Annotated in this window: 18 protein-coding genes; 6 read left to right on the forward strand and 12 right to left on the reverse strand. The window is 64.8% G+C overall.

From position 1 onward, the window contains the following. Positions 1–110: 110 nt before the first annotated feature. From IVB45_RS08780 to IVB45_RS08800, 5 genes are read right to left on the reverse strand one after another with little or no spacing between them, the layout of a single operon-like run. Positions 111–857 (reverse strand): HAD family hydrolase, encoded by a 747-nt coding sequence (locus IVB45_RS08780; protein ID WP_247291257.1) that lies wholly within the window; start codon positions 855–857, stop codon positions 111–113. After that, positions 854–1,753, reverse strand: coding sequence for an oxygen-dependent coproporphyrinogen oxidase (gene hemF / locus IVB45_RS08785; RefSeq protein WP_247357030.1), 900 nt, complete (start codon positions 1,751–1,753; stop codon positions 854–856). The genes IVB45_RS08780 and hemF overlap by 4 nt, the downstream gene beginning before the upstream one ends. Before the next feature lie 4 nt (positions 1,754–1,757). Continuing rightward, complete coding sequence (locus tag IVB45_RS08790; RefSeq protein WP_247357255.1) at positions 1,758–2,123, reverse strand: 6-carboxytetrahydropterin synthase; 366 nt, start codon at positions 2,121–2,123, stop codon at positions 1,758–1,760. A gap of 17 nt (positions 2,124–2,140) precedes the next feature. After that, entirely contained in the window at positions 2,141–2,773 is a 633-nt protein-coding gene (gene queE, locus IVB45_RS08795; RefSeq protein ID WP_247357029.1) for a 7-carboxy-7-deazaguanine synthase, read from the reverse strand. A 19-nt stretch (positions 2,774–2,792) separates the two neighbouring features. Then, complete coding sequence (locus tag IVB45_RS08800) at positions 2,793–3,251, reverse strand: tRNA (cytidine(34)-2'-O)-methyltransferase (protein ID WP_007595044.1); 459 nt, start codon at positions 3,249–3,251, stop codon at positions 2,793–2,795. 278 nt (positions 3,252–3,529) lie between these two features. Between IVB45_RS08800 and petA the strand changes: the two genes are divergently transcribed. The 6 genes from petA (at position 3,530) to IVB45_RS08830 (ending at position 11,245) form a co-directional block, all read left to right on the forward strand. Further along, on the forward strand, positions 3,530–4,060 hold the full coding sequence (gene petA, locus IVB45_RS08805) for a ubiquinol-cytochrome c reductase iron-sulfur subunit (RefSeq protein ID WP_026232845.1): 531 nt from the start codon (positions 3,530–3,532) through the stop codon (positions 4,058–4,060). A 62-nt stretch (positions 4,061–4,122) separates the two neighbouring features. Then, positions 4,123–6,195 (forward strand): cytochrome b/c1, encoded by a 2,073-nt coding sequence (gene fbcH / locus IVB45_RS08810; RefSeq protein ID WP_027568577.1) that lies wholly within the window; start codon positions 4,123–4,125, stop codon positions 6,193–6,195. Between the two features lie 145 nt (positions 6,196–6,340). Then, positions 6,341–7,015, forward strand: coding sequence for a dienelactone hydrolase family protein (locus tag IVB45_RS08815; RefSeq protein ID WP_008134159.1), 675 nt, complete (start codon positions 6,341–6,343; stop codon positions 7,013–7,015). 93 nt (positions 7,016–7,108) lie between these two features. Further along, on the forward strand, positions 7,109–8,281 hold the full coding sequence (locus IVB45_RS08820) for a DUF4375 domain-containing protein (protein WP_247357027.1): 1,173 nt from the start codon (positions 7,109–7,111) through the stop codon (positions 8,279–8,281). Between the two features lie 250 nt (positions 8,282–8,531). Next, complete coding sequence (locus IVB45_RS08825) at positions 8,532–10,697, forward strand: anthranilate synthase component I (RefSeq protein WP_247357025.1); 2,166 nt, start codon at positions 8,532–8,534, stop codon at positions 10,695–10,697. Positions 10,698–10,705: 8 nt separating this feature from the next. Then, the gene (locus tag IVB45_RS08830; RefSeq protein ID WP_007595035.1) at positions 10,706–11,245 is read left to right on the forward strand and encodes an adenine phosphoribosyltransferase; all 540 of its coding nucleotides are present in this window, start codon (positions 10,706–10,708) and stop codon (positions 11,243–11,245) included. Positions 11,246–11,270: 25 nt separating this feature from the next. On the opposite strand, the gene IVB45_RS08835 is transcribed toward IVB45_RS08830, so the two are convergent. From IVB45_RS08835 to IVB45_RS08865, 7 genes are all read right to left on the reverse strand, one after another. Beyond that, complete coding sequence (locus tag IVB45_RS08835; RefSeq protein WP_027568580.1) at positions 11,271–11,603, reverse strand: GIY-YIG nuclease family protein; 333 nt, start codon at positions 11,601–11,603, stop codon at positions 11,271–11,273. A gap of 87 nt (positions 11,604–11,690) precedes the next feature. Then, complete coding sequence (locus IVB45_RS08840; RefSeq protein ID WP_027568581.1) at positions 11,691–12,359, reverse strand: hypothetical protein; 669 nt, start codon at positions 12,357–12,359, stop codon at positions 11,691–11,693. 60 nt (positions 12,360–12,419) lie between these two features. Continuing rightward, complete coding sequence (locus IVB45_RS08845) at positions 12,420–13,175, reverse strand: hypothetical protein (RefSeq protein ID WP_027516412.1); 756 nt, start codon at positions 13,173–13,175, stop codon at positions 12,420–12,422. A gap of 204 nt (positions 13,176–13,379) precedes the next feature. After that, the gene (locus IVB45_RS08850) at positions 13,380–14,621 is read right to left on the reverse strand and encodes a M48 family metallopeptidase (protein WP_247357024.1); all 1,242 of its coding nucleotides are present in this window, start codon (positions 14,619–14,621) and stop codon (positions 13,380–13,382) included. Between the two features lie 32 nt (positions 14,622–14,653). Beyond that, positions 14,654–15,214: a LemA family protein gene (locus IVB45_RS08855; RefSeq protein WP_027516414.1), complete on the reverse strand. Its 561-nt coding sequence runs from the start codon at positions 15,212–15,214 to the stop codon at positions 14,654–14,656. Positions 15,215–15,352: 138 nt separating this feature from the next. Next, positions 15,353–16,330, reverse strand: coding sequence for a small ribosomal subunit Rsm22 family protein (locus IVB45_RS08860; RefSeq protein ID WP_247357023.1), 978 nt, complete (start codon positions 16,328–16,330; stop codon positions 15,353–15,355). Positions 16,331–16,387: 57 nt separating this feature from the next. After that, the gene (locus tag IVB45_RS08865; RefSeq protein WP_247357022.1) at positions 16,388–19,852 is read right to left on the reverse strand and encodes an AAA family ATPase; all 3,465 of its coding nucleotides are present in this window, start codon (positions 19,850–19,852) and stop codon (positions 16,388–16,390) included. Between the last annotated feature and the right edge of the window lie 113 nt (positions 19,853–19,965).

The following is a 19,965-nucleotide window of genomic DNA, read 5'->3' on the forward strand; positions in this document are numbered from 1 at the left end:
ATTTTGTCAGATCCGCAGTTTGCGTTTACCGCAAGTCCTTGATTCTGCTGCGGCCGTCTACTGTGCATGGGGTTGTTTTCAATGTTTTTGTTTGCGCACCCTGATTGCAGTCAGCCCGGCAGCAGTTCTGTCAGCGAGCGGATGATGCGGTCGGGCTTCACCGCCGAGCCTTCGGGCAGGCCGTCGCCATGCACGTCGATCCAGATCGCGTAGATGCCGAGACGCTGCGGCGTCACGACTTCCCATTCCAGATTGTCGCCGATCATCCATGTGTCTCTTGCGGTGACGCCGAGCGCGTCCATCGCGTGCAGATAGGCGCGCTCCTCGGGCTTGCCGAAGCCGTGCTCGCCCTCGATCTGGATGTGGTGAAAGCGATGCGCCAGCTCGAAGCGCTCGACCTTGGCGCGCTGGGTGTCGGCGGCGCCGTTGGTCACCAGCGCGAGCTTGATGCCGAGCGCCTTGAGCCTGTCGATGGCGTCATGCGCGCCGGGGAAGACGAACATCTCCTCCTCGCGATAGGCGGTGAAACGGTCGGCGAGACGAATGGCGAGGTCGTCGGGCAGGGCGCGATGACCGGCGGCCGCGAGCGCGGCGAAGCCGCCCTTGACGGTGAGATGCCGGGCCTCGGCGAGCTTCATCCGCCAGGAGGCGTCCGCATTGGCCCAGAAGTTTTTCGCGAACGCCAGGACGGTGCTTGCGACCAGTTGCGGCGGCAGCGGCGCGAGCTCCTCCGCGAACTCCGCTGTGATCGCGTTCCAGGCGATCTCGGGCCGCGCATAGGCCGACAGGATGGTGTCGTCCATGTCGATCAGCATGGCGCGCGGCAGCGGCCTCATTGCGGGCTTCATCGTCGTCATGGCCACTTCACCTCCGGCGGCAGCGACGACAGGATCGAATCCACATTGCCGCCGGTCTTGAGACCGAAGATGGTGCCGCGGTCGTAGAGCAGGTTGAACTCGACATAGCGGCCGCGCCGGATCAATTGCTCCTCGCGATCCTCCGCGGTCCAGCTCGTCGCGAAATTGCGCTGCACGATGTCGGGATAGATCTTCAGGAAGGCGCGGCCGACATCCCGGGTGAAGGCAAGGTCGGCGTCCCAGTCGCCGCTGTCATGCCAGTCGTAGAAGATGCCGCCGATGCCGCGCGCCTCTTTGCGATGCGGCAGGTGGAAATACTCGTCGCACCACTTCTTGTACTTGTCGTAATCGGCGATGCCGTTCGGCTGCGTGCAGGCCTGTTTCATTGCGGCGTGGAAGGCGATGCTGTCGGCATCGTCCTGCGTGCGCCGGCGGTCGAGCACCGGCGTGAGATCGGCGCCGCCGCCGAACCAGGCTTTCGTGGTGACGACGAAGCGTGTATTCATGTGCACCGCCGGCACGTGCGGATTGCGCAGATGCGCGATCAGCGAGATGCCGGAGGCCCAGAATTTTGGGTCGTCCGCCGCACCGGGAATCTGCGCGCGAAACTCGGGCGCGAATTCGCCGTGCACGGTGGAGCAGTGCACGCCGACCTTCTCGAACAGGCGGCCTGACATCATCGACATCACGCCGCCGCCGCCGGCCGCGCCGGTATGATCGGTACGCTGCCACGGCGTGCGTTTGAAGCGGCCCGGCTCGCCCGAATAAAGGCTTTGCGGGGCATCGTCCTCCAGCCGCTCGAAGCTCGCGCAGATGTCGTCGCGCAGGGCTTCGAACCAGGCGCGTGCGCGGGTCTTGCGGTCTTCGATCAAGCTCGGGTCCAATGTGGATGTCATTCTCTCAACCCTGCGGACCGTAATAGGTGCAGCTCTCGTTGCAACTGTCGCGGTGGATGCTGACGCGGGTGAGCTTGCCGATAGGGGCGAGCCGCTCCCACACGAAGCGCGAGAGGTTTTCCAGCGTAGGCGTGCCCAGCGCCTCGATCTTGTTGAGGTACTTGTGATCAAGCGTCATGCGCACGTCCTCGATGGCGCGCTGGACCAGGCCGAGATCGACCACCATGCCGGTTTTGGGATCGGGCGTGCCGCGCAGCGTCACCTCGGCGCGAAAGGAGTGGCCGTGGATCTCTTCGCTATCAGCGCCGAACGTCGTTCCCGACAATGAGTGCGCCGCCTCGAAGCGAAACGATTTCGTCAATTCCCACATCTGTTCGAAAACCAATCCTATCTGATACCAAGCGACTTATGCGTCTGCACGCTGAGCCGCCATTGCGGATGATTGAGGCAATAGTCGATGGCGCCCGCGGTGTTTTGGGCGACCTCGGGCCCGTCCATCGGCTGCAGCGAGAAGCGCTCGAAGGCGAGATCCGCGAAGGCCTCCGGCATGGCGAGCGGCTGCGGATAGACCAGCTTCAGCTCGTGGCCGCGCCGGATCACAAGATCGCTGCCGCCCTTCGGGCTGACGCAGATCCAGTCGAGACCCTCGGGCGGGGCGATCGTGCCGTTGGTCTCGACCCCGATCTCGAAGCCGCGGGCATGAAGCGCCTCGACCAGCGCGGTATCGACTTGGAGCAGCGGCTCGCCGCCGGTGAGCACCACGTAACGGTTGTCGGTGGAGGCCGTCCATTGCGCCGCGATGGTGCCGGCGAGTTCCGCAGCCGAAGCATAGCGCCCGCCGAGCGTGCCGTCGGTGCCGACGAAATCGGTGTCGCAGAATTTGCAGGTGGCCTCGCTGCGGTCCGTCTCGCGCCCGCTCCAGAGATTGCAGCCGGCAAAACGGCAAAATACCGACGCGCGCCCGGCGTGGGCGCCTTCGCCTTGCAGTGTCAGGAAGATTTCCTTGACCGCGTAACTCAACCGTCTCTCCTCGACAATCTCAAACTTGCGGGTTCCGAAGCTGGCGCAGTGCTTCGCCTGCGGCCATCGCCGCGGTCATGGCGACATTGAGCGACCGCAGCCCCGGAGCGATCGGGATCACCAGCCGCGCGTCCGCCGCCTCGACCACCGCCTCGGTGACGCCGGCGCTCTCGCGCCCGAATAGCAGGATGTCCGCCGTCTGGTAACGGAAATCGCGGTAGTCGGTCGCCCCCTTGGTGGTGAACAGCAGCAGGCGGGCGCCCTGCGCCGCGCGCCATTGCTCGAATTTCGACCAGGAGTCGTGCCTGACGATGCTGACCTGATCGAGGTAGTCCATTCCCGCCCGGCGGAAATGCCGGTCGGAGACGGGGAAGCCCGCCGGTTCAATGATATGGGCGGCCACGCCCAGACAGGCGCAGAGCCTGAGAATCGTGCCGGTGTTCTGGGGGATGTCGGGTTGGAAAAGCGCTATCTGCATGGGCTGTGCCGGGTTCGGTGCGGGCCGGAAATGTCTCAATAAAACATCGCTGGCCGCGGAATTCGTGCATTGCACGCTCCCGCGCCGATAGCGGGCTTGCGCTCGCCCGGCAAGGGTGCCAATAGAACGATTCTGGACTGCTGTTTTCGCCTTGTTTTGGTGGGGGCACGTGAAGTTCTGCCGCCGCGGGGGGCCGCGGGCGCCGGCAGGCTGTTCTGGGGACCTTGGGGGCTCCTGGAGCGGTTCCGCCGGCTGCATAAGAAGAAAGGGTTGGAATCGTGACGACAGCGTCTTCGGCGGACCATCCGACACGCCGTGATTTCTTATTCGTTGCAACGGGGGCAGCTGCAGCAGTAGGGGGCGCAGCCGCGCTCTGGCCCTTCATTTCCCAAATGAATCCTGATGCGTCGACCATCGCCGCCGGTGCGCCGATCGAGGTCGATCTCAGCCCGGTCGCCGAGGGGCAGGACATCAAGGTGTTCTGGCGCGGCAAGCCGATCTATATCAGCCACCGCACCAAGAAGCAGATCGACGAGGCGCGCGCCGTCAACGTGGCGAGCCTGCCCGATCCGCAGTCCGACGAGGCCCGGGTCAAGTCCGGCCACGAGCAGTGGCTGGTCGTGATCGGCATCTGCACCCACCTCGGCTGCATCCCGATCGCCCATGAAGGCAATTACGACGGGTTCTTCTGCCCCTGCCATGGTTCGCAGTACGATTCGTCCGGCCGCATCCGCCAGGGGCCCGCGCCCGCGAACCTGCCGGTGCCGCCGTACCAGTTCGTTTCCGACACCAAAATCCAGATCGGCTGAGCCTCGGGCCCTCGTCCGAAGCTTCGCGCCGTCTCGTCGTACTATTTCCTCAGGATCGCATCATGAGCGGACCATCCGACTACCAGCCGAGCAATCCGGCCCTGCAATGGATCGAGCGACGTCTGCCGATCCTCGGCCTCATGCACTCCTCCTTCGTGGTCTATCCCACCCCGCGCAACCTGAACTATTGGTGGACCTTCGGCGCCATCCTCTCGTTCATGCTGGGGATCCAGATCCTGACCGGCGTGATCCTGGCGATGCACTACACGCCGCATGCCGACCTCGCCTTCAAATCGGTCGAGCTGTTGGTCCGTGACGTCAATTACGGCTGGCTGTTGCGCAACATGCATGCCGTCGGCGCCTCGATGTTCTTCGTCGCCGTCTATGTCCACATGCTGCGCGGCCTCTATTACGGCTCCTACAAGGAGCCGCGCGAGGTGCTCTGGATCCTCGGCGTCATCATCTACCTGCTGATGATGGCGACGGGCTTCATGGGCTACGTGCTCCCCTGGGGCCAGATGAGCTTCTGGGGCGCCACCGTCATCACCAATCTGTTCTCCGCCATTCCCTATGTCGGTGAGAGCATCGTGACGCTCTTGTGGGGCGGCTATTCGGTCGGCAACCCGACGCTGAACCGCTTCTTCTCGCTGCACTATCTGCTGCCGTTCCTGATCGCGGGCGTCGTCGTGCTCCACGTCTGGGCGCTGCATGTCTCCGGCCAGAACAACCCTGATGGCGTCGAGCCCAAGACGGAGAAGGACACGGTTCCGTTCACGCCGCATGCGACCATCAAGGACATGTTTGGCGTGTCTTGCTTCATGCTGCTCTACGCCTGGTTCATCTTCTACATGCCGAACTACCTCGGTGACGCCGACAATTACATTCCGGCGAATCCGGGCGTGACGCCGCCGCACATCGTGCCGGAATGGTATTACCTGCCGTTCTACGCGATCCTGCGTTCGATCCCGAACAAGCTCGCGGGCGTGATCGGGATGTTCTCGGCGATCATCATCCTGTGCTTCCTGCCCTGGCTTGATGCTGCCAAGACCAAATCGTCGAAGTACCGTCCGCTGGCCAAGCAGTTCTTCTGGATCTTCGTCGCGGTCTGCATCCTGCTCGGCTATCTCGGCGCGCAGCCGCCGGAAGGTATCTACGTGATCGCCGGCCGGGTCCTGACGTTCTGCTACTTCGCCTACTTCCTGATCGTGCTGCCGCTGCTCTCGCGCATCGAGAAGCCGCGGCCGGTGCCGAACTCGATCTCGGATGCCGTCCTGGCTAAAACCGGGAGCAGGTCGACGCCGATGGTGTCGAGTGCGATCGTGCTTGCGCTGGCGGGCGCGTTGTTTGCGGGCTCAGCCGACAGCGCGCGTGCCTCCGAAGGCAGCGACAAGCCGCCGGGCAACAAATGGTCGTTCGCCGGTCCGTTCGGCAAGTACGACCGCGGTGCGCTCCAGCGCGGCCTGAAGGTCTACAAGGAAGTCTGCGCCAACTGCCACGGCCTGTCCTACGTCGCCTTCCGCAACCTCGCGGAAGCTGGTGGTCCCGGCTATTCGGTCGCGCAGGCGGCAGCCTTCGCCTCCGACTACAAGGTCAAGGACGGCCCGAACGACGCGGGTGACATGTTCGAGCGCGCGGGCCGGCCGGCGGATTATTTCCCCTCGCCATTCCCGAACGAGCAGGCCGCGCGTGCGGCGAACGGCGGCGCGGCGCCGCCGGATCTGTCGCTGATCACCAAGGCGCGCTCCTACGGCCGCGGCTTCCCGATGTTCATCGTCGACTTCTTCACCCAGTATCAGGAGCAGGGCCCGGACTACGTCTCGGCGCTGCTCCAGGGCTTTGAGGACAAGGCACCCGAAGGCGTGACCATCCCGGAGGGGTCCTACTACAACAAGTATTTCCCGGGCCACGCCATCAAGATGCCGAAGCCGCTCAGCGATGGCCAGGTCACCTACGACGACGGCTCGCCGACCACGATCGCGCAATATTCCAAGGACGTCACCACGTTCCTGATGTGGACCGCCGAACCGCACATGGAAGCGCGCAAGCGCCTCGGTTTCCAGGTGTTCATCTTCCTGATCATCTTCGCCGGCCTGATGTACTTCACCAAGAAGAAGGTCTGGGCCGACTCGCACTGAGCGGCCCGAGGCGAGAATGAAGAGGCCCCCGCAAGGGGGCTTTTTTGTTGGGCGCGAGAGTGTGTTGTCAGGCGCGATTGCCTATCGCCCGCGCAGCCGCCAAAATACCAGCAATCGCTTCCCCAGAAACTCGTCGGAGGACACCATGGGAACCGCCATCACCTTCAAGCGCCCGGACGGCAAGGACGCATCGGGCTATCTCGCCAATGCCGCGCGCGGCAACGCGCCGGGCGTGGTGGTCATCCAGGAATGGTGGGGGCTGTCGGACCAGATCAAGGGCCTGTGCGATCGCTTCGCGCTGGCCGGTTTCGATGCGCTCGCGCCCGATCTCTACAAGGGCAAGGTGGTGCCGTATCACGACACCGACGCCGCCGGCAAAGAAATGAACTCGCTCGATTTCATGGACGCCACCACGCAGACCGTGCGCGGCGCCACGCAATATCTGTCGCGCAACGGCGCCAAGGTCGGGCTGACAGGCTTCTGCCTCGGCGGTGCCGTCACCATCATCGGCGCGGTGCATGTGCCGGAGCTCGCGGCCGGCGTCGTGTTCTACGGCATTCCGCCGGAGCAGGCCGCCAAGCCTGCCGACGTCAAGATCCCGCTCCAGGCCCATTTCGCCAACAAGGACGATTGGTGCACGCCGGAACTGGTCAATGGCTTCGAAAAGGCCATGAAGGCCGCCGGCAAGTCGCTGGAGCTGTTCCGCTATGACGCCGAGCACGCCTTCGTCAACGAGCAACGCCAGGCCGTCCACGACCGCGAAGCCGCCGAGCTCGCCTGGGGCAGGGCGACGGAGTTTTTTAGGAAGCATCTGGGGTAGGCTGGTCGCCGACGGACCGCGATCAGCTCTACTGCCGCGCCACGATTGAAAATCAATCACCGCAATCATAGTGCAGTCGCAGGGGTTTCCACCATGCGACTGCTGGAGAGCACGATGATTGTGGATGGCCGCTTGACCAAGATTGTGGTGCCGAGCAAAGCGCTGGAAGCGGCTCGGGACCCCGAGAGGGCCGGTTATCTAACCGGCGCTGTGGTCGACTATGTCAGCCAAATTCAGCACGTCGGCGTCTACACGAGAGGTGAGCTCCCGGCCGTGGCCATACAGGCCTATCATGCCGACTACTATCTCGCTCAGGTCTGCAACGGCGGTCACAGCCAGTTCATCGGCAACACAGGGCTCGCGATGCTCCCAACGACGTCCGGCGATGCACTCGCTGGATTGGAGGCGATGGGAGCGAGCTCGCACCACCAGATCTTGCAGGAGATGATCGCCTGGGTAGAGGCACATCCCGGCGAGGCTGCGCTGCAGACCGGATTCGAAAACCGCGCCGCGGCGCTCAGCGCGCTTGATAAGCGCTTCTATGCGGTAGAACGAGAGCAACCAATGACACCACTCGCGGCCCGATGGATCGCAAGCTGGCCCGAATTGCGCGCCGTCGCGCAGGAGCAGTATTCTTCTGAAATCGAGCGGCTTGCGCAGCTTAACCCACATCGGTCCCACCGCCGGATCTGGCAAAGCGTTCGCCACATCAGCTTCCAGATGACTGACGATTTGCAGATCACGGTCGCGGCGGCCTGCGGGGCGGCAAGGCCTGACCCAGAGCTCAAGGTTATGGTGCTTCCAGGATTCGACACCGATGTGGAGGGGCAGCAATGCACGGCGTTCGGCGTAAGGACCAACAAGGGCTCGCGGCTATGCGTCTTTGATGAGGCGGGTGGACGACTTTATCAACTTGCGACGCCCCCTACGATAGTGGGCGCGCGGCTGTCGACTGTGGGGACTGACACGATCCAGAATTTTTTGAGAATTGCCGAGCAAAACTTTGCGGCCGAAGCGATCGACCTGCTGTTGCGGAAGTTAAGTCTGGGTCCCACCGCGGCGATCACGGCCTTGAGCGTGAGCGACGATCGAGCCATTTGGTGTGCGGTCACAGGAGAGACCAGCGTTTTGATCGAAACCTTGGGCGACCGCGCCCAGGTCATCGGATCTGGTGGCGAGCTCGTGCTCAGGGTCATGCGAGACGAAATCGAGCGTCATGCCGCAGACGCGGCCGTGGGGCGCAACAGCCTGCAAGACCGGCCATAACCCTCGTTGCGATTTGCGCCATTTTGCGGTCGAGCCGACCCCAGCCACCCTTGACGCCGTACCCGCGCCATGGTGAGTATCCGCCCTATGAGCACCGCCGTCCGCCCATCCCGTCTTTGGTGGCGCACCTCCTAAGAGGTGGCCGGTGCGATTTATTCTCCCAAAATCGTCTGAGGTCGCCCACGCAGTGCGGCGGCCTGATCGTTTGTCCTGTGTGGCGTTCCCTCGACAAGTTTCGTAAGAGGACCCCATGAACAGGACCGTCTTTGCCCTTCCGGCTCGAAGCGACTACGTGACCCGCGCAGGGCTTGCGATCACGCGCGTGGCGGAACAGTTCTCCGGCGGCGCCAACCGGCTCGACGATCTCGTCAGCCTGCTCGACCGCCGCCGCGGCGTGGTGCTGTCGTCGGGCACGACCGTGCCCGGCCGCTACGAGAGTTTTGACCTCGGCTTCTCCGACCCGCCGCTCAAGCTCGAGACCACCGGCGTCAATTTCAAGCTGGAAGCACTGAACGCGCGCGGGGAGGTGCTGATCGCCTTCTTCGCTGACGTCTTGCGCGAACCCTGCGTCGTGATCTCAGAGACGACGCCCACGCGCCTTGCTGGTCATATCATTCGCGGCGAAGCCCCGATCGACGAAGACCAGCGCACGCGGCGCGCCAGCGTGATGTCGCTGGTGCGCGATCTCGTCGCCGCGTTCTCCGCCAATGACGACGGGGTGCTCGGCCTGTTCGGCGCCTTCGCCTACGACCTCGTGTTCCAGATCGAGGATCTCGTGCAGAAGCGCGCGCGCGAGAGCGACCAGCGCGACATCGTGCTCTACGTCCCCGACCGCCTGCTCGCCTATGACCGCGCCACCGGCCGCGGCGTCGTGCTCACTTACGATTTCGCGTGGAAAGGCAAGTCCACCGCGGGCCTCCCGCATGAGACCGCCGAGAGCCCATACCTCAAGACACCGCGCCAGGGCTTTGCCGATCACGCCCCCGGCGAATATCAGGCCACCGTCCAGACCGCGCGCGCCGCTTTTGCGCGTGGCGATCTGTTCGAGGCGGTGCCGGGGCAGCTCTTCGCCGAGCCCTGCGACCGCTCGCCTGCCGAAGTGTTCCAGCGGCTCTGCGTCATCAACCCGTCGCCCTACGGTGCGCTGATGAATCTCGGCGAGGGCGAATTTCTCGTCTCGGCTTCTCCGGAAATGTTCGTGCGCTCGGACGGACGCCGGGTCGAGACCTGCCCGATCTCGGGGACGATCGCGCGCGGTACCGATGCGATCGGCGATGCCGAGCAGATCCGCCAGCTCCTGAACTCCGAGAAGGACGAGTTCGAGCTCAACATGTGCACCGACGTCGACCGCAACGACAAGGCACGCGTCTGCGTCCCCGGCACGATCAAGGTGCTGGCGCGGCGGCAGATCGAGACCTATTCAAAACTCTTCCACACCGTCGACCATGTCGAAGGCATGCTGCGTCCAGGGTTCGATGCGCTTGATGCGTTCCTCACCCATGCCTGGGCCGTCACCGTCACCGGCGCTCCAAAACTCTGGGCGATGCAGTTCGTCGAGGATCACGAGCGCTCGCCGCGCCGCTGGTATGCCGGCGCGATCGGAGCGGTGAATTTCGACGGCAGCATCAACACCGGCCTCACCATCCGCACCATCCGGATGAAGGAGGGCCTCGCGGAGGTGCGCGTCGGCGCCACCTGTTTGTTCGACTCCGATCCCGCCGCCGAGGACCGCGAATGCCAGGTCAAGGCCGCGGCCCTGTTCCAGGCGCTGCGCGGCGATCCGCCAAAGCCGCTGTCGGCCTTCGCGCCCGATGCCACCGGAAGCGGCAAGCGGGTACTGCTGATCGACCATGACGACAGCTTTGTGCATATGCTGGCCGATTATTTTCGCCAGGTCGGCGCCGATGTCACCGTAGTTCGCCATGTGCATGCGCTCGACATGCTCAAGCAGAAGCGGTGGGATTTGCTCGTGCTGTCGCCCGGGCCCGGCAGGCCTGAGGATTTCGGCATCAAGAAGACCATCGACGCGGCACTGGAGAACAAGCTGCCGGTGTTCGGCGTCTGCCTCGGCGTCCAGGCGATCGGCGAGTATTTCGGCGGCGAGCTCGGGCAGCTCACGCATCCCGCCCACGGCCGGCCCTCGCGGGTGCAGGTGCGCGGCGGGCGGCTGATGCGCAATCTGCCGAACGAGATCGTGATCGGCCGCTATCACTCGCTCTATGTCGAGCGCGACAGCATGCCGGAGGTGCTATCCGTCACCGCCAGCACCGAGGACGGCGTCGCGATGGCGCTCGAGCACAAGACCCTGCCGGTCGCCGGTGTGCAATTCCATCCGGAATCGCTGATGTCGCTCAGCGGCGAGGTGGGCTTACGAATTGTCGAGAACGCGTTCCGTTTGGATGCGCGCGCTGATTGAGAGGCACCATGACTTTTGACCACGATCTGAAGGCGAGCGTCCGCACCATCCCGGACTACCCCAAACCCGGGATCTTGTTCCGCGACATCACCACCCTGCTCGCGGATGCGCGTGCGTTCCGCCGCGCGGTCGACGAACTCGTCAATCCCTGGGCCGGCAACAAGATCGACAAGGTCGCCGGCATGGAAGCGCGCGGCTTCATCATCGGCGGCGCGGTGGCGCACCAGGTTTCGGCCGGCTTCGTGCCGATCCGGAAAAAGGGCAAGCTGCCGCACACCACCGTGCGGATCGCTTACTCTCTCGAATACGGCATCGACGAGATGGAGATGCATGTCGACGCCATCCAGCCCGGCGAGCGCGTGATCCTGGTCGACGACCTCATCGCCACCGGCGGCACCGCGGAAGGCGCGGTGAAATTGCTGCGCCAGATCGGCGCCAATGTGGTCGCCGCCTGCTTCATCATCGACCTGCCGGATCTCGGCGGCGCCGCCAAGCTCCGAGCGATGGACGTGCCGGTGCGCACGCTGATGACGTTCGAGGGGCACTGAGCGGCAACCGCGCCGCTGGTGACGTTCAGATCGGCTCGGCCTTTAGCTCCGACAGCCAATGCAGCATGCGCTCTTTGAGCAGCGCATTCCTGACATAGGCAGTCTCCTCATCCTCCAGACGCTCACATTCACCAAACGTCAGGCCTGTCTCGCCATGGGCGTTCCACGCAGCCTGGAGGCGACGACAGGTGTGGCTACCCTGGCGCAGAGAGAACCAGATGCGGTTCTGGATGGTCTCGAGGTTCGGGGCTTGACTGACCCAAGCCTCGCCCGAGGCCGTGCAGCGGACGACGTAGATGCCCGCAACGGTCTTCCGGTCCTTGTAGGCAGCGATCGCTGCTTTCCGGTCTATGGTCACGGTGAAAGGGCCTTGCTGAGGAACGCTGGTACGTAAACTCCAGTAACCGAAGGGCCGCTCGACGTCAATATTATCCGGGTAAAATATTCAGGATCGTTGCAGGATCAGGCTGAGCTCGAGCTCGCGGAAGGCGAGATAATTGCGCCGGGTCCACTGGTGCAGCTCGGTCGAAGCATCCTTCTCATGGCGCAGGTAGCCGGTGAAGGAGAAGTTCAGGCGGCCGATATAGGTCTTCAGGAAGCCGGGCAACGCCGGCAGGCGCAGCAGCCGGCCGCCGGCCATCGCTTCCGGCAGCTCGCCGCGCACGATGTGCTCGTTGTCCACCGTGATCAGATTGATCCGCGGGATCTGTTCGCGCAGCATCTCGTGGGCGCGAGCCGAGACGCGGTCGGTGTCGGCGACGAACAGGATCATCGGCGCGACGTGGCGGCGCGCCGCCTCTTTCAAAAGGCCGATCTCCTCCGTCATCTTGAAGAACTCGTCAAAGGCGTGGAAGCCGAGGTCGATCACCTTGGCAACCCCGTCATCGACGATGACGCGATCCATCAGCTGCATCTTGCCATAGGTGTCGATCACGTCGGCGGTCTCCGTGATCTTCGGCAGATAGTCGAGCAGCGACGGCTCCTTCAGGTTGACGTCGAAGGCCACGACGTTGCCGTTCTTGAGCAGCAAAAATTCGCTCAAAAGCCGCGCCAGCAGGGTCTTGCCGACCTGCGGGCGGGGCGAACAAATGATGTAGAGGGGCGTCGCGGGCATCGATAGCTATATCAGTCGAACTTGGCGACCAATCCAGCCGTATCCGCCCGGCTTGCGCAACTATTTTTCGCTGTTGCGGCTCCCGGATTTCGTCGAGCCGACGATATCGGTCAGCCGGATCCGGTCGAATTCGCTCCAGACGTTCGCAAGCCAATGCCGGACATAGCCGCGCAGCACGAACGAATAGTTCGCTGCCTCGTCGTTGATGCCCTTGTTGGCGACGAATTTCAGGAACGGGACGGAGGACACCTCGACCTGCTCATAGGCCATTTCGTTGAGCTTGGGGATGGTCAGCTCGGTCGCGTCCTTGATGCGGTTGAAATACGACTGGTAAGTCGCCTGGTCCCACTGGAAGAACTGGGTATCGTTGATGAAGTTCTTGACTAGGAAATATTTCGCGCCCCCCATGAAGCCTGCGGTCTCGGCGATTTCGTCCAGAGAGGCGATCGAGGGTCCGAGGATGTGGAACACGGCAAAGGTGATCTGGCCGGCCTTGGCGGCGTCGAGGAAACCGATGTCGCGCAAGGAGGCGAGCGCCGGCGAGAGCAGGCCGGCGCGGACGTCGATCACGGTAACCGACGGGCTCGTCGCGTTGAGCGTATCGAAGATCTTCATCTGGTCCGACGTCGTCGTCATGTCGACGATCTCGGTGATGTCAGGGTGGAAGCGCTTCAGGGTTCCGCGCGGCGACTCGGTGTCGAAGGCGCGCGTCGGCACGTTGTTGGCGGAAAAATAATCGAGCAGGGTGCGCGACACGGTGGTCTTGCCGACCCCGCCCTTGTCTGCGCCCACCACAACCACTGCCGGCTTTGCCATTGCTGTCCCCTAACGCGCCCCCCGATCGCGAAGTCGCAATCGGCCGGGCCCCAAATCGATGTCGCAAAGATGTCCCAAGTCTGCTGTTGGGCGCGAACATGGCAGAAACAAGGGAGAATTCAATTCCGCAGACCCCAGTTACGGCAATTCCCGAGGTTTTTCCCAATCGCGACGAAACCCGCCGCGCATGGCGTCAAATCGCGCTCAATGGCGGCCCCAAGGACCCAAGGGATTACTCAAGGGATTGCGCACGGGATTGCCTCTTGGGTTGCTACTGGCGGTTCCGGCTGAGCTGGGTGCGGGCACCGGCGGCGGATTGGCCGCGCCATCAGCGTCATTCCAGGGACCCTGCCGCAGCGCCGGTGGGGCGTCCGGCCGGTCGGCCTGCGTGTCTGGCTCCTCGGTCCCGTCGGCGGGAGGCGGCAGCGGGCCGGGATCATGGCCGCCGGCGAACTTGACCAGCGCATCGACCCGGGACTGCACCGAAGGGTGGGTCGCGAACAAATCGGCAAACCCCTCGCGCGGATTGTCGACGCAGAGCTCCATCACTGCCGAGGTTGCGCCCGGTAGTTCGCCGCGGTTCTCGATCTTGCGCAGTGCCGAGATCATGGCGTCCGGGTTTTTCGTCAGCTCGACGGAGCCCGCGTCCGCGAGATATTCCCGCGAGCGCGACAGCGCGAGCTTCACCACCTGCGACAACAGCCAGGCCACCACGATCAGCACGACCGCGATGATGATGACGATCACCGCGCCGCCCCCCGAACTCTTGCTGTCGCTCGACGACGAGGACGATCGTGACGACGAGGAGGAGCCCGACGACCACGAGCCGCCGGAGCCCCAGCTGAAATTCGTGAACAGGCGGAAGAACAGTTCGCCGAAGAACCCGACCACACCCGCGATGATGACGGCGACCACCATGAGCTGCACGTCGCCGTTCTTGATGTGGGTCAGCTCATGGCCCAGCACCGCCTCGATCTCCTTGTCATCAAGCGCATTGAGAAGACCGGTGGTGACGGTGACCGAATATTGCCGTGGATTGAGGCCGGTCGCGAACGCGTTAAGCGCCGGGCTCTCCGTGATCTTCAGCTTCGGCATCGTGATGCCGCGCGAGATGCAGAGATTTTCGAGCAGATTATAGAGCCGAGGCTGTTCCTGCCGGGTGACGTCGTGGCCTCCGGTCACCGCATCGATCATCGACTGGTGGAAGAAATAGGCGATCACGATCCAGGCCGCTGCCACGACGGTCGCAACCGGTGCGGCGACTTTCAGATCATAGAAGGCGCGTCTCAGATAATGGACGACGGTCTCGTCGCCGTTGATGACGACTTCAGCGATCAGCGCGCCGGCATAGACAAGCACATAGACCAGCGCGAACAGGCCGGCGAGCAGCAGCATCGAACGAAACTTGTTCGAGGCGATGTGCGTGTAGAGACCATACGCGGCCATGACGCGATGCCCTGCCGGCCTATCGGCTCAACTCAGAACTTCACCTGCGGCGTGGCCTCGACCTCGGTGCGGCTGGCGCCGAGATCGAAGAAGTCCTTTTTGGTGAAGCCGAACATGCCGGCGAACAGAGCGGCGGGCATCTGCTGGATGCCGGTGTTGTATTCCTGGACCGCGTTGTTGAAGAAGCGGCGGCTGGCCGCGATCTTGTTCTCGAGGTCGGACAGCTCGCTGGCGAGCTGCTGGAAATTGGCATTGGCCTTGAGGTCGGGATAGGCCTCCGACAGCGCGATCAGCCGGCCGAGCGCGCCGGAGAGCTGGGTCTCGGCCGCGGACACCTGCGCCGGTCCCTGCGCCGACATCGCCGAATTGCGCGCCTTGATGACGTCGTCGAGCGTGCCGCGCTCATGCGAGGCATACCCCTTCACCGTCTCGACCAGGTTCGGGATCAGATCGTGACGCTGCTTGAGCTGCACGTCGACGTCGGCAAAGGCCTGGCCGACGCGTTGGCCCAGCGCCACCAGCCGGTTGTAGGCGGCGAAGGCAAAGAACACGAGGACGACGATAACGCCGAGGACGATCCAGCCGGTCGACATGGAGAACTCCTGAAGGGGGAAGAAGGCGGGCGCTAGGGTAGACCAAATTGGCGCGGAGCGAGAGCCCGGCGCAGAGGGAAGGTAGGATTTGGTCGGATGAGAGGCTATCCGAGTTCAAGGTGAAAGAGCCGGAGGAGGTTAACTTTCGGACAGGTCGCCATCGCCCCAGCGCCAGCGCCGAGCGCTCGCATAGGCGGCCTTGTCACGGCGCGGCGCTTTCGTGATCGCGAGGCCTTTCCCGGTGCAGAGCTTTGCCGTGATCTCGGCCTTGCCGATATCCGGCGGCGCCAGCACGCGTGCGGCGCGGGTTGCGGGCGGCGTGCGGATCAGCGCCACGTAGATGAATCGCTCGTCCTCGAACGGCACCTCGGCGCCCTTGATCTGGCGGTGAGCCTGCGAGCGCGGCAAGCGCTGGGAGAAATGGCACCAGTCCGGCGCCGCCAGCGGACACGGCTTTTCATGTGGACAGGGTGCGGCGACGTAGGCGCCCGCCGCGATCAGTTGCTGGCGCAAAGCGAGGATGCGCGCGTAGCCGGCGGGCGTGCCGGGCTCGATTACGACCAGCGCGTGGCGCGCTTTCGCCCACATCGCTTCCGCGAGCTTGCGTTGATCGCTCTCGCTGAGCTCGCCGATGACATAACTCGCGACGACGAGATCGGCTTGCGAGATCTCGGCGAGGTTCGCGCCGGCATCGCCCGGCAGATAGCGGCAATCCGCCAAACGCGTGCTGTCGCGCGCCAGTTCGAGCGCGAGACGGCTGAGCGTGGCGTTGGCGTCGAGCAGGGTGAAATCCTGCAGCGAGGAGAAAGCCTCCGCCGCGGCCCAGCTCGCGGTGCCCGGACCTGCGCCGACGTCGAGCAGTGTTTCCGGAGCGAGGTCCGGTACGATCTCGGTCAGCGCATTCAGACTGGCCGCCACCGCCGCGTAAGTCGCCGGCATGCGCGCGAGCGCATAGGCGAGCGCATCGGCCTCCGACTTGATCGTGCCGGAGCCACCGCCTGCGCGGTAGGTGGTGGAGATCTTCTGCGATCGCTGCGCAGCGTCGGTGCGGGAAAAGCCCTGCAGCTTGCCGTCGAGCGCCGCTTTCAGTTCGGCGGGGAGAGTCGGAGAGATCATGTTTGATCATCCGCTTTCGCGGATGACGACGTCAATGGGTGTGGAACGACCGGAAGCTCACGCCACGTTCTGGTCGAGAATATCCACCGCCTCTTGCAGGTTCACCGACACCAGCTGCGAGACCCCGCGTTCGGCCATGGTGACGCCGAACAGGCGGTTCATCCGCGCCATCGTGATCGGGTTGTGGGTGATGATGATGAAGCGCGTGTCGGTCGAGGCGGTCATCTCGTGCAACAGGTTGCAATAGCGCTCGACGTTGTGGTCGTCGAGCGGCGCGTCGACTTCGTCCAGCACGCAGATCGGCGAAGGATTGGTGAGGAACACCGCGAAGATCAGCGCCATCGCGGTCAACGCCTGCTCACCGCCGGAGAGCAGCGACAGCGTCTGCGGCTTCTTGCCCGGCGGCTTGGCGATGATTTCGAGACCGGCTTCAAGAGGGTCATCGCTCTCGATCAAATGCAGCGCGGCTTCGCCGCCGCCGAACAGCTCGACGAACAGGCGCTTGAAGTGGTTGTTGACGACCTCGAACGAGGTCAGGAGCCGCTCGCGCGCCTCCTTGTTGAGGCTCTGGATGCCCTGGCGCAACCGCTTGATGGCCTCGACGAGGTCGTCGCGCTCGGTGACCAGACCGTTGTGCTGGGTCTCGACCTCGCGCAGCTCTTCCTCGGCGCGCAAATTGACCGCCCCCAGGCGCTCGCGGTCGCGGCGCATTTTTTCGAGGTCTTCCTCGATGTCGTGCAGCGGCGGCAGCTCGGCGCCGGGTTCGATCTCGGCGAGGCCGGCAACGGCCTGCGGCTCGACTTCCAGCATGTCGCGGATCTCGCGCTCGATGTCCTCGAGCCGGCGCCGTGCGCCTTCCATGCGCTCCTCGGCGCGGGCGGTGGCCTCGCGCGAGCTCGACAGCGCCTCCAGCGTCAGCTTGGCGACGCGATCGGTTTCGGCCATCGCGGTTTCCGCGCTGGCGAGCGCATCGGCAGCCATGCGGCGGTCGTTTTCGGCGTATTCGATCTCGGTGATTAGCGCGCTGCGCTTCTCCGCGAACACGGCCGGCGCGTTCTCCAGGTCGCTTCGCTCGATCGAGACTTCGGCGATGCGCGCTTGGATAGTGTCGATGTGGGAGGCGGCGCTCTCCTTGCGGTTCTGCCACTCGGTGCGTTCGGCGAGGATCGCCTGCACGCGGCGGTCGGCCAGCTCGGCTTCGCGCGCCAGCGCCTGTGCCTCGGCGCGGACCTGAGCGGCCATGCGGCGATGACCTTCGATGTCGCTGCGGACCGCGGCGAGACGGGTTTCGGTGTCCTCGCTCGACGGCAGCTCGGAGATCCCGGCTTCGGCGTATTCGTAGGCGGCTTCGGCCTCGGCGCGGTCGGCGGCCAGGCGGCTGTGCGCTTCCGACAGCGTCGCCTTGCGCGCGGCGTGGCGGCTGATTTCGCGCTCGACCGTGGCATGGCGCTCGCGCGCGACGTTGAGCTCGCGCTGCGCGGCGCGCCAGGCTTCGCGACTCGCACCTTCGGTGCTGGCGGCCATCTGCAGCTCGGCCTCGGCGTTCTCCAGCGCCTGACGCTTGATCTGCGCGTCGATGCGGGCCTGCTCCAGCTCGTTCTCGATGTCGATCAGGCGGGCGCGCTCGGCAAGCCGCCGTGCTGCGCCGGTCGGCGCGTGGGCGGCTGCGACAAAACCGTCCCAGCGCCAGACGTCACCTTCGGGCGACACCAGCCGCTGGCCGGTCTTGAGCTGCGAGACCAGCTCGGCGCCGCGCTCGCGCGGCACCACGCCGATCTGCGCCAGGCGGCGGGTCAGCTCGGCCGGGGCCTGCACGTGGCTGGCGAGCGGCACCACGCCGTCGGGCAGTGCCGGATCGCCGTCGGTGACGCCGGCATTGGTCCAGCGCATCGGCGCGGACGGATCGACCGGCGCGTCGAGATCGTCGCCAAGCGCCGCGCCGATCGCCTTTTCAAATCCCTTGTCGACGGTGATGCCGTCGATGATCGGCGGCCACAGATTCTTGGTCTCGCCGTTGAGGATCTTGGAGATCGTGCGCGCCTCGGTATCGAGCCGTTGCACGCGCTTGTCGGCTTCGACCAGCGGCGAGCGCGAGGATTCCAGCGTCTGCCGCGCCGCGACGTGCGCGGCTTCGCTGGCTTGAGCCGCGGCTTCCGAGGCCGCCAGTGTCTGCTCGGCGTTCTCGACCGTCGCGGTCAGCTCGTCGAGATCGCCGAAGCCGCCGGTCGCCTCGGTGAGCTTCTGCTCTTCCGCCGCGACGTTCGAAATCTCCTGGTCGAGCCGGGCGAGCTTGTCGCGGTGGGTTCGAACGTTGGCTTCGAGTTGATTGCGCTTGGCTGTGAGATCGGCGAGCGCGGTGGTGAGCTCGGCGAACTGCTGCTCGGTCTCGGTCAGCACCGCCTCGGCTTCGGCAACACGCTCATCGACGCCGGAGCGCTTCTCGACGCGCGACTTGATCTCTTCCTTCAGCTCGGCATCTTCGGCGTCGAGGCGCTGCAGCGCGACATCGGCGTCCATGGTCTGCTGCTGGGCACGCGAGATGTCGCCTTCGAACTGTGCGAGGCGCCGCTCGAGCTCAGCGACGCGCTCCTTGGCGCGCTCTTCCTCGCGATCGAGCAGCTCGCGGGCGTTGGTGAGGCGCTGCAGCCCCGCTGCGGCGCGGGCTTCGGCATCGCGCAGCGCCGGCATTTCGGCAGCGCGAATCGCCTGGATGCGGGCGGCCTCGGCCTGGTGCTGGGTCCGCTCGGCCATCTCGCGGACCGCGAGATCGTGGGTGTGGCCGGACTCGTTGACGTCGGCATGGGCGCCGATCCAGCGCAGGTGGAACAGGGTGGCTTCCGCCTTGCGGACCTTGGCCGCGACCTCGCGATAGCGCACGGCCTGGCGGGCCTGCTTCTTGAGGCCTTCCATTTGCCCGGCGAGCTGGCCGATCACGTCCTCGACGCGGGTGAGATTGGTTTCGGCCGCCTTGAGCCGCAGCTCGGCTTCGTGGCGGCGGGCGTGCAGGCCGGCGACGCCGGCGGCGTCTTCCAGCACGCGGCGGCGCTGCTCGGGCTTGGCCTGAATGATCTCGCCGATCTTGCCCTGGTGGACCAGGGCCGGCGAGCGCGCGCCGGTGGCGGCGTCGGCGAACAGAATCTGCACGTCGCGGGCGCGCACGTCGCGGCCGTTGATGCGGTAGACCGAACCGGCCTCGCGCTCGATGCGGCGGGAAATTTCCAGCAGCTGGCTGTCGTTCATCGCCGCCGGCGCGGTGCGATCGGAATTGTCGATCGTCATCGTCACTTCGGCGTGGTTGCGTGCCGGACGATTGCCGGAGCCGGCGAAGATCACCGCGTCCATGTCGGCGGCGCGTAGCGACTTGTAGGAGGTCTCGCCCATCGCCCAGCGCAGCGCCTCGACGAGATTCGACTTGCCGCAGCCGTTCGGGCCGACCACGCCGGTCAGGCCGGGCTCGATGACGAAGTCGGTGGCCTCAACGAAGGACTTGAAGCCGTGAAGGCGCAGGCGGGTGATTTTCATAAGCACGCATCTCTGTTGGCAGGCGCGAATCCCCCTGCCGGGACAATACCATGGAAGGCAATGTCGCTATCCGGGCGAGTCGCGCGAGGCGCCTCATGCGGTCGGACAATGGC

Origin of the sequence: Bradyrhizobium sp. 4 (genome assembly GCF_023100905.1) — a bacterium.
GTDB lineage: Bacteria > Pseudomonadota > Alphaproteobacteria > Rhizobiales > Xanthobacteraceae > Bradyrhizobium.

Bases quoted from the DNA above. Each gene is read 5' to 3' on its own strand.
- IVB45_RS08815 (WP_008134159.1), top strand. From the start codon at position 6,341: ATGGGAACCGCCATCACCTTCAAGCGCCCGGACGGCAAGGACGCATCG.
- IVB45_RS08800 (WP_007595044.1), bottom strand. From the start codon at position 3,251: ATGCAGATAGCGCTTTTCCAACCCGACATCCCCCAGAACACCGGCACG.
- IVB45_RS08830 (WP_007595035.1), top strand. From the start codon at position 10,706: ATGACTTTTGACCACGATCTGAAGGCGAGCGTCCGCACCATCCCGGAC.
- hemF (WP_247357030.1), bottom strand. From the start codon at position 1,753: ATGACATCCACATTGGACCCGAGCTTGATCGAAGACCGCAAGACCCGC.
- fbcH (WP_027568577.1), top strand. From the start codon at position 4,123: ATGAGCGGACCATCCGACTACCAGCCGAGCAATCCGGCCCTGCAATGG.
- IVB45_RS08790 (WP_247357255.1), bottom strand. From the start codon at position 2,123: ATGTGGGAATTGACGAAATCGTTTCGCTTCGAGGCGGCGCACTCATTG.
- IVB45_RS08820 (WP_247357027.1), top strand. From the start codon at position 7,109: ATGCGACTGCTGGAGAGCACGATGATTGTGGATGGCCGCTTGACCAAG.
- IVB45_RS08840 (WP_027568581.1), bottom strand. From the start codon at position 12,359: ATGCCCGCGACGCCCCTCTACATCATTTGTTCGCCCCGCCCGCAGGTC.
- IVB45_RS08860 (WP_247357023.1), bottom strand. From the start codon at position 16,330: ATGATCTCTCCGACTCTCCCCGCCGAACTGAAAGCGGCGCTCGACGGC.
- IVB45_RS08855 (WP_027516414.1), bottom strand. From the start codon at position 15,214: ATGTCGACCGGCTGGATCGTCCTCGGCGTTATCGTCGTCCTCGTGTTC.
- IVB45_RS08780 (WP_247291257.1), bottom strand. From the start codon at position 857: ATGACGACGATGAAGCCCGCAATGAGGCCGCTGCCGCGCGCCATGCTG.
- IVB45_RS08865 (WP_247357022.1), bottom strand. From the start codon at position 19,852: ATGAAAATCACCCGCCTGCGCCTTCACGGCTTCAAGTCCTTCGTTGAG.
- IVB45_RS08850 (WP_247357024.1), bottom strand. From the start codon at position 14,621: ATGGCCGCGTATGGTCTCTACACGCACATCGCCTCGAACAAGTTTCGT.
- IVB45_RS08845 (WP_027516412.1), bottom strand. From the start codon at position 13,175: ATGGCAAAGCCGGCAGTGGTTGTGGTGGGCGCAGACAAGGGCGGGGTC.
- IVB45_RS08825 (WP_247357025.1), top strand. From the start codon at position 8,532: ATGAACAGGACCGTCTTTGCCCTTCCGGCTCGAAGCGACTACGTGACC.